This window comes from Limnohabitans lacus, assembly GCF_030053395.1.
Taxonomy (GTDB): domain Bacteria; phylum Pseudomonadota; class Gammaproteobacteria; order Burkholderiales; family Burkholderiaceae_C; genus Limnohabitans_A; species Limnohabitans_A lacus.
In genome coordinates this window covers 121,012-133,026 of the sequence record NZ_JASGBH010000008.1, presented here as the reverse complement: position 1 = coordinate 133,026, position 12,015 = coordinate 121,012, and the positions used below count along the sequence as shown (strand labels likewise).

The 12,015-nt window shown below is 55.8% G+C and carries 18 protein-coding genes; 15 read left to right on the top strand and 3 right to left on the bottom strand.

Features of this window, described 5'->3' with window-relative positions:
• Positions 1 to 95: 95 nt before the first annotated feature.
• The 14 genes from fusA to QLQ16_RS11735 all read left to right on the top strand — a co-directional run bounded on the left by fusA (position 96) and on the right by QLQ16_RS11735 (position 9,588).
• Entirely contained in the window at positions 96 to 2,198 is a 2,103-nt protein-coding gene (gene fusA, locus QLQ16_RS11800) for an elongation factor G (protein ID WP_283224869.1), read from the top strand.
• Positions 2,199 to 2,354: 156 nt separating this feature from the next.
• Positions 2,355 to 3,545 (top strand): elongation factor Tu, encoded by a 1,191-nt coding sequence (gene tuf / locus QLQ16_RS11795; protein WP_283224766.1) that lies wholly within the window; start codon positions 2,355 to 2,357, stop codon positions 3,543 to 3,545.
• A 74-nt stretch (positions 3,546 to 3,619) separates the two neighbouring features.
• The gene (rpsJ, locus tag QLQ16_RS11790) at positions 3,620 to 3,934 is read left to right on the top strand and encodes a 30S ribosomal protein S10 (protein WP_019426908.1); all 315 of its coding nucleotides are present in this window, start codon (positions 3,620 to 3,622) and stop codon (positions 3,932 to 3,934) included.
• A gap of 182 nt (positions 3,935 to 4,116) precedes the next feature.
• On the top strand, positions 4,117 to 4,782 hold the full coding sequence (rplC, locus tag QLQ16_RS11785) for a 50S ribosomal protein L3 (RefSeq protein ID WP_283224868.1): 666 nt from the start codon (positions 4,117 to 4,119) through the stop codon (positions 4,780 to 4,782).
• Positions 4,782 to 5,402 (top strand): 50S ribosomal protein L4, encoded by a 621-nt coding sequence (gene rplD / locus QLQ16_RS11780; protein WP_283224867.1) that lies wholly within the window; start codon positions 4,782 to 4,784, stop codon positions 5,400 to 5,402. Before rplC ends, rplD begins: the two co-directional genes overlap by 1 nt.
• Positions 5,399 to 5,713 (top strand): 50S ribosomal protein L23, encoded by a 315-nt coding sequence (gene rplW, locus QLQ16_RS11775; protein WP_108326810.1) that lies wholly within the window; start codon positions 5,399 to 5,401, stop codon positions 5,711 to 5,713. Before rplD ends, rplW begins: the two co-directional genes overlap by 4 nt.
• Before the next feature lie 2 nt (positions 5,714 to 5,715).
• Positions 5,716 to 6,540, top strand: coding sequence for a 50S ribosomal protein L2 (gene rplB / locus QLQ16_RS11770; protein WP_283224866.1), 825 nt, complete (start codon positions 5,716 to 5,718; stop codon positions 6,538 to 6,540).
• A 10-nt stretch (positions 6,541 to 6,550) separates the two neighbouring features.
• The gene (gene rpsS, locus QLQ16_RS11765; RefSeq protein WP_005796963.1) at positions 6,551 to 6,829 is read left to right on the top strand and encodes a 30S ribosomal protein S19; all 279 of its coding nucleotides are present in this window, start codon (positions 6,551 to 6,553) and stop codon (positions 6,827 to 6,829) included.
• 9 nt (positions 6,830 to 6,838) lie between these two features.
• Positions 6,839 to 7,168 (top strand): 50S ribosomal protein L22, encoded by a 330-nt coding sequence (rplV, locus tag QLQ16_RS11760; protein ID WP_019426902.1) that lies wholly within the window; start codon positions 6,839 to 6,841, stop codon positions 7,166 to 7,168.
• Positions 7,169 to 7,180: 12 nt separating this feature from the next.
• A complete protein-coding gene (gene rpsC / locus QLQ16_RS11755; RefSeq protein WP_283224865.1) occupies positions 7,181 to 8,059 on the top strand; it encodes a 30S ribosomal protein S3 in 879 nt (292 codons plus the stop codon).
• A gap of 11 nt (positions 8,060 to 8,070) precedes the next feature.
• Complete coding sequence (rplP, locus tag QLQ16_RS11750) at positions 8,071 to 8,487, top strand: 50S ribosomal protein L16 (protein ID WP_019426900.1); 417 nt, start codon at positions 8,071 to 8,073, stop codon at positions 8,485 to 8,487.
• Between the two features lie 17 nt (positions 8,488 to 8,504).
• The gene (rpmC, locus tag QLQ16_RS11745; RefSeq protein ID WP_283224864.1) at positions 8,505 to 8,699 is read left to right on the top strand and encodes a 50S ribosomal protein L29; all 195 of its coding nucleotides are present in this window, start codon (positions 8,505 to 8,507) and stop codon (positions 8,697 to 8,699) included.
• Positions 8,700 to 8,708: 9 nt separating this feature from the next.
• On the top strand, positions 8,709 to 8,978 hold the full coding sequence (gene rpsQ, locus QLQ16_RS11740) for a 30S ribosomal protein S17 (protein ID WP_108326813.1): 270 nt from the start codon (positions 8,709 to 8,711) through the stop codon (positions 8,976 to 8,978).
• Between the two features lie 103 nt (positions 8,979 to 9,081).
• A complete protein-coding gene (locus tag QLQ16_RS11735) occupies positions 9,082 to 9,588 on the top strand; it encodes a peroxiredoxin (protein WP_283224863.1) in 507 nt (168 codons plus the stop codon).
• Positions 9,589 to 9,648: 60 nt separating this feature from the next.
• Here QLQ16_RS11735 and QLQ16_RS11730 read toward each other — a convergent pair whose 3' ends face one another.
• A complete protein-coding gene (locus QLQ16_RS11730; RefSeq protein WP_283224862.1) occupies positions 9,649 to 10,140 on the bottom strand; it encodes a GNAT family N-acetyltransferase in 492 nt (163 codons plus the stop codon).
• A 73-nt stretch (positions 10,141 to 10,213) separates the two neighbouring features.
• Positions 10,214 to 10,891 (bottom strand): cytochrome b/b6 domain-containing protein, encoded by a 678-nt coding sequence (locus QLQ16_RS11725; RefSeq protein ID WP_283224861.1) that lies wholly within the window; start codon positions 10,889 to 10,891, stop codon positions 10,214 to 10,216.
• Positions 10,892 to 10,968: 77 nt separating this feature from the next.
• Between QLQ16_RS11725 and QLQ16_RS11720 the strand changes: the two genes are divergently transcribed.
• Positions 10,969 to 11,424 (top strand): c-type cytochrome, encoded by a 456-nt coding sequence (locus tag QLQ16_RS11720; protein ID WP_283224860.1) that lies wholly within the window; start codon positions 10,969 to 10,971, stop codon positions 11,422 to 11,424.
• Positions 11,425 to 11,455: 31 nt separating this feature from the next.
• Here QLQ16_RS11720 and QLQ16_RS11715 read toward each other — a convergent pair whose 3' ends face one another.
• Entirely contained in the window at positions 11,456 to 11,977 is a 522-nt protein-coding gene (locus tag QLQ16_RS11715) for a TlpA disulfide reductase family protein (RefSeq protein ID WP_431310414.1), read from the bottom strand.
• Positions 11,978 to 12,015: the final 38 nt, after the last annotated feature.

Genomic DNA, 12,015 nt, shown 5'->3' with positions numbered 1-12,015 from the left:
ACAAGGGCTTCACAAAGAAGCCCGACACTCTCAGAAGCCAGCCCGCTGGTCCCTTTGGGGTCGCGGGCTTTGGTACTTAATCATTGGAGAAATAAATGGCTCGCACTACCCCCATCGAGCGCTATCGCAACATTGGTATCTCGGCTCACATCGACGCCGGCAAGACCACGACGACTGAGCGTATCCTTTTTTATACCGGCGTGAACCACAAGATTGGTGAAGTGCACGACGGCGCTGCCACCATGGACTGGATGGAGCAAGAGCAAGAGCGTGGTATCACCATCACCTCGGCTGCGACCACCTGCTTCTGGAAGGGTATGGACAACTCCTTCCCTGAGCACCGCATCAACATCATTGACACCCCCGGACACGTGGACTTCACCATTGAAGTGGAGCGTTCGATGCGCGTGCTGGACGGCGCTTGCATGGTCTACTGTGCTGTGGGCGGCGTGCAACCCCAGTCTGAAACCGTGTGGCGTCAGGCGAACAAGTACAAAGTGCCACGTTTGGCCTTCGTGAACAAGATGGACCGTACCGGCGCCAACTTCTTCAAAGTTGTCGAGCAAATGAAGTTGCGCCTGAAGGCCAACCCCGTGCCCGTCGTGATCCCAATTGGCGCTGAAGAAAACTTCACTGGCGTGGTCGATCTGCGCAAGATGAAGGCCATCATCTGGGACGAGGCTTCCCAGGGCATGAAGTTCAACTTCGAAGAAATCCCGGCCGACTTGGTCGAGACCGCCAAAGAATGGCGCGAGAAGATGGTTGAAGCCGCTGCCGAAGCGTCGGAAGACCTGATGAACAAGTACCTCGAAGAAGGCGACTTGACCGAAGAAGAAATCACCCACGGTCTGCGCGTGCGCACCATCGCTGGTGAAATCCAGCCCATGCTGTGCGGTACCGCGTTCAAGAACAAAGGCGTGCAACGCATGCTGGACGCCGTGATCGAACTGATGCCTTCGCCCCTCGACGTGAAAGCCATCAAAGGCTTCGACGAAGAAGAAAAAGAAGTTACTCGCAAGGCCGACGACGAAGAGAAATTCTCCGCTTTGGCATTCAAGTTGATGACCGACCCCTTTGTGGGCCAGTTGACTTTCGTGCGCGTGTACTCCGGCGTTCTGAAAAAGGGCGACACCGTGTACAACGCCGTGCGCGGCAAGAAAGAACGTATCGGTCGTATCGTGCAGATGCACGCCAACAACCGAGAAGAAGTCGACGAAATCCGCGCTGGTGACATCGCCGCATGCGTGGGCTTGAAAGACGTGACCACCGGTGAGACCTTGTGTGATCCCAACTCGGTGATCACTTTGGAACGCATGGTGTTCCCTGACTCCGTGATCCGTCAGGCCGTGGAACCCAAGTCCAAAGCCGACCAGGAAAAAATGGGCATGGCCCTGTCGCGTCTGGCCGCTGAAGATCCATCTTTCCGCGTGCAAACCGACGAAGAATCCGGCCAGACCATCATTGGTGGTCAGGGCGAATTGCACCTGGAGATCATCGTTGACCGCATGAAGCGTGAATTCGGTGTGGAAGCCAACGTGGGCAAGCCTCAAGTGGCTTACCGCGAAACCATCCGCAAGACCGTGGACGAAGCCGAAGGCAAGTTCGTGCGTCAGTCCGGTGGTAAGGGTCAATACGGCCACGTGGTGCTGAAAGTTGAGCCTCAAGAACCCGGCAAAGGTTTTGAATTCGTCGACGCCATCAAGGGCGGTGTGGTTCCTCGCGAATACATCCCTGCGGTGGAAAAAGGCGTGATCGAAGCTTTGGGTCAAGGCGTGTTGGCCGGCTACCCCGTAGTGGACGTCAAGGTCACTTTGCACTTCGGTTCGTACCACGATGTGGACTCTAACGAAATGGCCTTCAAGATGGCCGCCATCTTTGGTTTCAAAGAAGGTTGCCGCAAAGCCAACCCCGTCATCTTGGAACCCATGATGGCCGTGGAAGTTGAAACACCTGAAGACTACGCTGGTAACGTGATGGGTGACTTGTCCTCACGCCGTGGCATGGTCCAGGGTATGGACGACATGGTCGGTGGCGGCAAAGCCATCAAGGCCGAAGTCCCCTTGTCCGAAATGTTCGGTTACTCGACCACCCTGCGCTCTATGTCGCAAGGTCGTGCAACTTACACGATGGAATTCAAGCACTACGCTGAAGCACCTCGCAACGTGGCAGAAGCCATTGTTGCGGCACGTGCCAAGTAAATGCTTCTGAGTCATCCTGAGTCATCAGGATGACTTGTCAGTGATTCAAAAACTGTCTGCGATCAAGTGCCACTCTGTGCCCGTGCGGAGTGATCCAGCAACCTGATGCAAACATAAAACCAACACACGGGCATTGCTCTTTTTAAGGATTGAAAAATGGCTAAGGAAAAATTCGAACGGACCAAACCGCACGTCAACGTCGGCACCATCGGTCACGTTGACCACGGCAAGACCACACTGACTGCTGCCATCACCACCGTGTTGGCTGCCAAGTTCGGCGGTGCTGCCAAAGCGTACGACCAGATCGACGCAGCGCCCGAAGAAAAAGCTCGTGGTATCACGATCAACACCGCTCACGTTGAGTACGAAACAGAAAACCGTCACTACGCTCACGTGGACTGCCCTGGCCACGCTGACTATGTGAAGAACATGATCACTGGCGCTGCTCAGATGGACGGCGCTATTTTGGTTTGCTCCGCTGCTGACGGCCCTATGCCTCAGACCCGCGAGCACATCTTGTTGGCTCGTCAAGTGGGCGTGCCTTACATCATCGTGTTCCTGAACAAGTGCGACATGGTTGACGACGCTGAGTTGTTGGAACTGGTCGAGATGGAAGTTCGCGAGTTGTTGTCCAAGTACGACTTCCCAGGCGACGACACCCCCATCGTGCAAGGTTCCGCCAAGCTGGCTCTGGAAGGCGACAAAGGTCCTCTGGGCGAGCAAGCCATCTTCAAGTTGGCCGAAGCTTTGGACACATACATCCCTACGCCTGACCGCGCAGTGGACGGTGCATTCTTGATGCCCGTGGAAGACGTGTTCTCGATCTCTGGTCGCGGCACTGTGGTGACTGGCCGTATCGAGCGCGGTATCGTCAAAGTCGGCGAAGAAATCGAAATCGTGGGTATCAAAGACACCGTCAAGACCACTTGCACAGGCGTTGAGATGTTCCGCAAGCTGCTGGACCAAGGTCAAGCTGGCGACAACGTCGGTATCTTGTTGCGCGGCACCAAGCGCGAAGACGTCGAGCGCGGCCAAGTGCTGTGCAAGCCCGGCTCGATCAAGCCCCACACCCACTTCACGGGCGAGATCTATGTCTTGTCCAAAGACGAAGGTGGCCGTCACACGCCTTTCTTCAACAACTACCGCCCTCAGTTCTACTTCCGTACGACTGACGTGACCGGCGCGATCGAATTGCCAGAAGGCAAAGAGATGGTGATGCCTGGTGACAACGTGTCGATCACTGTGAAGTTGATCAACCCCATCGCCATGGAAGAAGGTCTGCGTTTCGCTATCCGCGAAGGCGGCCGTACCGTCGGCGCTGGCGTGGTTGCCAAGATCATCGCTTAATTTTTTGTGGATCAGTGGCGCAAAGGCCTGGCCTTTGCGCGCTGTCATCAGAACACTCACCACAAGGAATTGACATGTCATCCAAGCAAAAAATCCGCATTCGCCTGAAGGCGTTTGACTACAAACTGATCGACCAGTCTGCTGCTGAGATCGTGGACACTGCCAAGCGCACCGGCGCGATTGTCAAGGGCCCCGTGCCATTGCCAACCCGCATGAAGCGTTTCGACATCCTGCGTTCACCTCACGTCAACAAGACCAGCCGTGACCAGTTGGAAATTCGCACGCACCAGCGTTTGATGGACATCGTGGACCCTACAGATAAAACTGTGGATGCCTTGATGAAACTCGATCTGCCCGCTGGCGTGGACGTCGAAATCAAGCTGCAGTAATGCGGTTTGGGGTGATCCAGAGTCACCCAAATCACTTGAAAAATAGCCTGACTTGCCAGAAATGGTGAGGCGGGCTATAATTTCAGGCTCACTCCGATTTGGGGTGAGATTTATTAACAGTCTTTCACGCAAAAACGTGCCTGCCAATTGAAGTGGTCACGGTGGAAGTTTTGGAGAAAACAATGAGTCTGAGCAACTCCCTCGGGTTGCTGGGTCGCAAGGTGGGCATGATGCGTCTGTTCACTGATGATGGGGACGCAGTGCCTGTCACAGTGGTGGATGTTTCTAACAACCGCGTATCCCAGGTCAAAACCCAAGAGAACGATGGCTATGTCGCTTTGCAAGTGACATTTGGTGCCCGCAAGGCATCGCGTGTGACCAAGCCTATCGCTGGTCACCTGGCCAAAGCCGGCGTCGAAGCCGGTGAAATTATTCAAGAATTCCGCGTGACCGCTGACACGGCCGCCCAGTACGCCGCAGGCGCTACTGTGCCTGTGGCTGCAGTGTTTGCCGTGGGCCAAAAAGTGGACGTGCAGGGCACATCCATCGGTAAGGGCTTCACCGGCACCATCAAGCGTCACAACTTCAAATCGCAGCGCGCATCGCACGGTAACAGCCGTTCGCACAACGTGCCTGGTTCGATTTCGATGGCGCAAGATCCTGGCCGCGTGTTCCCTGGCAAGAAAATGTCGGGTCACCTCGGTGATGTCACTTGCACCACCCAGAACCTGGCCGTGGTCCGCGTCGACGAAGCCCGTGGTCTGTTGATGATCAAGGGTGCTATTCCCGGTTCCAAAGGTGGTTTCGTGACTGTGCGTCCCGCCGTTAAAGCTAAAGGAGCGAACTGATGCAGCTCGAACTCCTGAACGACCAAGGTCAAGCCGCTTCCAAAGTGGATGCGCCTGAAACTGTGTTCGGTCGTGAATACAACGAAGCCCTGATCCACCAGATCGTGGTGGCCTATCAGGCCAACGCCCGTCAAGGCACCCGTGCTCAAAAAGACCGTGAACAGGTCAAGCACTCCACCAAAAAGCCGTTCAAGCAAAAAGGCACAGGCAACGCCCGTGCTGGTATGACGTCTTCGCCTTTGTGGCGTGGCGGCGGTCGGATTTTCCCGAACATGCCTGACGAAAACTTCACCCAGAAGATCAACAAGAAGATGTACCGCGCTGGTATGGCTTCGATCTTCTCGCAGCTGGCCCGCGAAGGCCGTCTGGCTGTGGTGGATTCCTTCAAAGTCGAGACCCCCAAAACGAAGGCACTGGCTGCCAAGTTCAAGGCCATGAGCCTGGACAACGTGCTGGTGATCGCTGACGAAGTCGACGAAAACCTGTACCTGGCATCCCGCAACCTGATCAACATCCTGATTGTTGAGCCACGTTACGCCGATCCCGTGTCTTTGGTGAACTTCAAGAAAGTCCTCGTGACCAAAGGTGCCATGGACAAACTCAAGGAGATGTTCGCATGAGCGCCGTGAAGTTTGACGAAGGTCGTCTGATGTCGGTGTTGGTGGCTCCCATCGTGTCCGAAAAGGCCACGCAGGTTGCTGAGAAATCCAACGCTGTGACATTCAAAGTGCTGCAGGACGCTACCAAGCCTGAAATCAAAGCCGCTGTGGAATTGATGTTCAAGGTTGAGGTCAAAGGCGTGTCTGTGGTGAACACCAAGGGCAAGACCAAGCGTTTTGGCAAGACCATTGGCCGTCGCGACAACGTTCGCAAGGCTTATGTCACGCTGAAAGCCGGTCAAGAGCTGAACCTGTCTGGGGAGGCTGCGTAATCATGGCTGTCATCAAGATCAAACCTACCTCCCCAGGCCGTCGTGGCGTGGTGAAGGTCACCCGTGACCACCTGTACAAAGGCGAAGCCTACGCTCCGTTGCTGGAACCCCAGCACCAGAAGTCGGGCCGCAATAACAACGGTCACATCACAACTCGCCACAAAGGCGGTGGTCACAAGCATCACTACCGCGTGGTTGACTTCAAACGCAACAAGGACGCGATCCCGGCCAAAGTTGAGCGCATTGAGTACGATCCAAACCGTACCGCGCACATCGCTTTGCTGTGCTACGCCGACGGTGAGCGCCGCTACATCATTGCCCCACGTGGCATTGAAGTGGGCGCAACATTGTTGTCGGGTGCTGAAGCCCCGATCCGCGCTGGCAACACCTTGCCGATCCGCAACATCCCCGTGGGTTCGACCATTCACTGCATCGAGCTCAAGCCCGGTGCTGGTGCTCAGATCGCTCGCTCGGCTGGTGCTTCGGCAACCTTGCTGGCTCGCGAAGGCATCTACGCCCAAGTGCGTATGCGCTCCGGTGAAGTTCGCAAGATCCACATCGAGTGCCGTGCCACCATTGGTGAAGTTGCCAACGAAGAACACAGCCTGCGCCAACTGGGTAAAGCCGGTGTCAAGCGCTGGATGGGTATTCGCCCAACCGTTCGCGGCGTGGCCATGAACCCTGTGGATCACCCACACGGCGGTGGCGAAGGTCGCACCGGTGAAGGCCGTCATGCAGTTGACCCATGGGGTAACCTGACCAAAGGCTACCGTACCCGTAACAACAAGCGCACACAGGTCATGATCGTGTCGCGTCGTAAGAAGTAAGGGGTAGCCAATGACTCGTTCACTCAAAAAAGGTCCATTCGTTGACCACCATTTGTTGGCCAAGGTTGAAAAAGCCGTTGCCACCAAAGATAAAAAGCCCGTCAAAACATGGTCGCGTCGCTCCATGGTTCTGCCCGAGTTCATCGGTCTGACCATCGCCGTTCACAACGGCAAGCAACACGTTCCTGTTTACGTGACTGACCAGATGGTTGGCCACAAATTGGGCGAATTCGCATTGACCCGCACATTCAAGGGTCACCCTGCGGACAAAAAAGTCCAGAAGAAATAAGGAAAGACCATGGAAACACGTGCAGTCCTCCGGGGCGTCCGTTTGTCGGTCGATAAAGGCCGCCTGGTCGCCGATTTGATTCGCGGCAAAAAAGTGGATCAAGCTCTGAACATTTTGACTTTCACGCAGAAAAAAGCTGCGGGCATCGTCAAGAAGGTTCTCGAGTCCGCTATTGCCAACGCTGAGCACAACGACGGCGCCGACATCGACGAGTTGAAGGTGAAAACCATCTACGTCGAGCAAGGCACCACGCTCAAGCGTTTCACCGCCCGCGCCAAAGGCCGTGGCAACCGTATCAGCAAGCCCACATGCCATGTGTATGTGACGGTCGGCAATTAATCAGGAAGAACTATGGGACAGAAAATCCATCCTACCGGTTTCCGCCTGGCTGTCAGCCGTAACTGGGCAAGCCGTTGGTACGCCAGCAACAAAGACTTCGCCGGCATGCTGGCCGAAGACATCAAGGTGCGTGAGTACCTCAAGGCCAAGCTCAAGAACGCCGCGGTTTCCCGCGTGCTGATCGAGCGTCCAGCCAAGAGCGCCCGCATCACCATTTTCTCGGCTCGTCCAGGTGTGGTGATCGGTAAAAAAGGCGAAGACATCGAGAGCTTGAAAAAAGAACTCGCTGTTCGCATGGGTGTGCCTGTGGCAGTGAACATCGAAGAAGTGCGCAAGCCCGAGATCGATGCTCAACTGATCGCTGACAGCATCACTCAGCAGCTCGAAAAGCGGATCATGTTCCGCCGCGCCATGAAGCGTGCCATGCAAAACGCCATGCGTCTGGGTGCCCAAGGCATCAAGATCATGTCCGCTGGCCGTCTGAACGGTATCGAAATTGCGCGTACCGAGTGGTATCGCGAAGGTCGTGTGCCATTGCACACCCTGCGCGCTGACATCGACTACGCCACTTCCGAAGCCAAGACCACTTACGGCATCATCGGTGTCAAGGTCTGGGTCTATAAAGGCGACACACTGGGCCGCAATGACGCTCCTGCACTGGCTGAGCCACGTGCCGAAGAAGAGCGCCGTCCACGTGGTCCTCGTCGTGATGCCCGTCCTGGCGACCGCCCAACAGGCGATCGTCGTGGTGGCCCTCGTCGTCCCGCAGGCACCAACACAGCACCTACCGATGGCAGCGACAAGCCCGCCGGTGCAGGTGGTGATGCCAAACCCGCCGTTAAGCGCGTACGCACAGTCGCCGCGCCAGCTGCAGCAGCTGACGGTCAATAAGGAGTAACAACATGCTGCAACCTGCTCGCAGAAAGTTCCGCAAGGAACAGAAAGGCCGTAACACCGGCGTCGCTACCCGTGGCAACACGGTGGCGTTCGGTGACTTCGGTCTGAAGTCCACAGATCGCGGCCGTTTGACGGCCCGCCAGATCGAAGCCGCACGTCGTGCGATTTCCCGTCACGTCAAGCGTGGTGGTCGTATCTGGATTCGCGTGTTCCCTGATAAGCCGATTTCCACCAAGCCTGCTGAAGTGCGTATGGGTAACGGTAAAGGTAACCCCGAGTACTACGTGGCTGAGATCCAACCCGGTAAGGTGCTCTACGAAATCGTGGGCGTGCCTGAAGAGTTGGCCCGTGAAGCCTTTAAATTGGCCGCTGCCAAGTTGCCCCTGCGTACCACTTTCGTGGCACGCATGATCGGCCAGTAATTCAGGAGATAGAAGAAATGAAAGCTGCTGAACTGCGCCAAAAAGACGTTGCTGGTGTGAAAGACGAAATCAAAGCGCTGCAAAAAGCCCACTTTGGTCTCCGCATGCAAAAAGCCACGCAACAACTCGGCAACACCGGTACGTTGAGCCAGACTCGCCGTGCCATCGCTCGTGCCAAAACCATCCTTGCCCAAAAGCAAGCCGCCAAGTAAGGAGTGACCATGACGGAAGCTAAAACATCCCTCAAGCGCACCTTGATTGGCAAGGTGGTCAGCGACAAGCGCGCCAAGACCGTGACCGTGCTGGTGGAGCGTCGTGTGAAACACGCTCTCTATGGCAAGATCGTGGCCAAGTCGAGCAAATACCATGCTCACGACGAAAAGGGTGAATTTCACCTGGGCGACGTGATCGAAATCACTGAAAGCAAGCCGATTTCGAAGACCAAGAACTGGGTCGCTACGCGCCTGGTTGAAAAGGCTGCTGCTGTTTAAGCCCAAAAGCTTTAGCACAAGCAAACTTCTCGAAAACGACCCACAATTGTGGGTCGTTTTTTTTTAACTGGCCCCCTAGGGCCATCACTTGAATGGAGCTCACATGATCAAAGTTGGAGACACCCTGCCTGCTGCCACGCTGATGGAATATGTCGAAGTGGAAGGCAACGGCTGCAGCATCGGCCCTAACCCCGTGGACGTGGCCAAGGCCAGCGCAGGCAAGACCATCGCCTTGTTTGCTTTGCCCGGTGCATTCACACCTACATGTTCAGCCAAACACGTGCCCGGTTACGTGGAAGGTTTTGACGCCCTGCAAGCCGCAGGTGTGGACGAGATCTGGTGCGTCAGCGTCAACGATGCATTCGTCATGGGGGCATGGGCGCGTGATCAGAAAACCGGCACCAAAGTGCGCATGCTGGCCGATGGCAGCGCTGACTTCACCAAAGCCACAGGCCTGACGCTGGACCTGACCAGCCGTGGCATGGGCTTGCGCAGCAACCGCTATTCCATGCTCGTCAAAGATGGCAAAGTGGCGACCCTCAACATCGAAGGTCCTGGCAAGTTTGAAGTGAGCGATGCGGCAACCCTGCTCGCGCAAGCCAAAGCTTGATGCTGAGATGACAGAAAAAAAGGAGGCTGAAGCCTCCTTTTTTATGCGCGTCTTTCAAGGTCAATCGATCTCGACTTTGAGGTAATGGGCCCCTGCATAGGGGTTGTGATAGTAAGGCGGAATTTCCTCGAATCCTAAGTCCTCATACAAGGCCCGAGCCGATTCCATGTCGTCCAAGGTGTCGAGCAAAACGCAGCTGTAAGCGCGGCTTCGTGCAGCATCCAAAATGGCTTCAGTGAGCTGCCTGCCCAGACGCAAACCGCGAAAGGGGGGGCGAACGTACAAGCGCTTCATTTCTGCCGCATTGCTGTAGTCAGATGCATCCAGAGGCCGTAGTGCGCAGCAGCCTGCAACCACTCCGTCGACCCAGGCCAGCAACAATGCTCCCCGAGGATCGGCATACTCGCCTGGCAGATCCGCCAGTTCAGCATCGAAGCCTTGAAAGTCCAAGTCCACAGGGAGTGACTGAGCGTATTCAACGAAGATGCTGCGAACCTCTGCCCAGTCGGTGGTCGATTGAGGTGCAAGCAATTGAACGGATGGCGTTTCCAAGATAGACAGGAAAAAATGAAAGTGTGACCAGTGTAGCTTCTGTACCAGGCGAGCCAAAGGAGGAGGGAAAGGGTCAACTGCCCAAGCCGATCACGTACCCAACCCCAGTGGCGCAAAGCCCAAGGATAACGATGGCTCCCAGTCGAGTGGACCAGTTATCGACTGATTGGGAAAGGCCTCGAGGTAATTGTTTGTCGCCATGCCACATGGGGCCCATCAGCGACTGACCCTTGCGCCAACGGTACCAAAGGATGGCCAGAAGATGCAATGCGACCAAGGCGACGATGATCCACTTGCCCGGTGATTTGTGCCATTGGGTGGCCAATGACACCCAAGCGCCAGACACCCGTGAAGACAAGGGTCCTGCGTTGGCAATCTCGTCGTCGCTCACCAGTCCTGAGCTCACCTGCAAGATCAAAATGAAGAGCATGGCGAGCACGGACCATGAGCCCATGGGGTTGTGCCCTGCCACATGGGCCAAGTCAGAGCGACCTTTCAGATACGCCCTAATGAGGCTTGGACTCAAGGGCAAACGACGCCATTGGGACCAATGGCCACCGACGATCCCCCAAACCATTCTGAAAAGCAAGAGCGTCATCACGGCATAGCCCAAACGAAAATGCCAGGTCATGGCATTGCCGCCCATCGTGCCGGTGATGAGCAGTAAAAAGACGCAGATGGCCAAGGCCCAGTGAAAAACGCGTGTGGGCAAATCCCAAATGCGAACAGTGACGGTGGAAGGGGTACTCATGCAGACCTGTTGGAAATGTGCGAGACTGAATCGAGTGTAAACACAACATTCGCCAACCCAGACCTATTGGAGACGCCATGAAAAATCTGATTCAAGTGACTGCCGCAGTGTGCATGACACTGGCCGCGAGCGTGCCAGCCCATGCGCAATTTGCCAAACCCGAAGACGCGGTCAAATACCGAAAAGCCAGCTTCACGGTGATGGGCGCGCATTTCGGTCGTTTGGGTGCCATGGCCAGTGGCCGGGCGCCTTATGACGCCAAAGCCGCTGTGGAGAACGCAGACTTGGTGGCTGCATTGGCCAAATTGCCTTGGGCAGCCTTTGGCGAAGGCACAGACAAAGGCGAAACCCGAGCCAAGCCTGAAATCTGGAAGGATGCAGCCAAATTCAAGGAAGCATCGGACAAGATGCAAGCTGAAATTGGCAAACTCAATGTGGCGGCCAAAGCGGGCAATGTGGACGCGCTCAAAGCGGCCTTTGGTCCAGCTGCCGCAAGCTGCAAAGCTTGCCACGACACTTTCAGAAAAGACTGAAGCCTTTGCCTGAACGAGGCGCCATGCCCGTTCAGGATGCACTCAGCAATTGCTCGATCAGTTGGTGCAGTTCGCTGAAGTTGGGTGTGCCGACATACCGTTTGACGATCTCACCGCGTTTGTTGACCACAAACGTGGTGGGCGTCAGTTGAATCTCGCCCCAGGCCTTGGCGGCCGCCCCCGTGTTATCAATGGCCACTTTGAAAGGCAGTTGGCGGGTTTGGGCAAAGTTCACCACATAGCTCGGTGGGTCGTAGCTCATGGCCACGGCCAGGGTTTCAAATCCCCGCTCCTTGAATTTGTTGTGGGTGGCGATCAATTCGGGCATTTCGGCCACACAAGTGGTGCAGCTGGTGGCCCAGAAATTCACCAAAAATACTTTGCCTTGCAATTGCGACGTGGAGATTTTCGAGCCATCGAGCAAAACGTATGAAGATTCGGGCGCGCGGTCTGAAGCGCAAGCGCTCAGCAGGCTGACCAGAGTCAAGGCGCTCAGCCAAAAGCACAAGCGGTTTGAAAAAAGCCGCCAATTCCGTGAAAAGTTCAATTGCATCATCGCCAAGAGTTTAAGGCCAAGGGCATGGCCGTGAA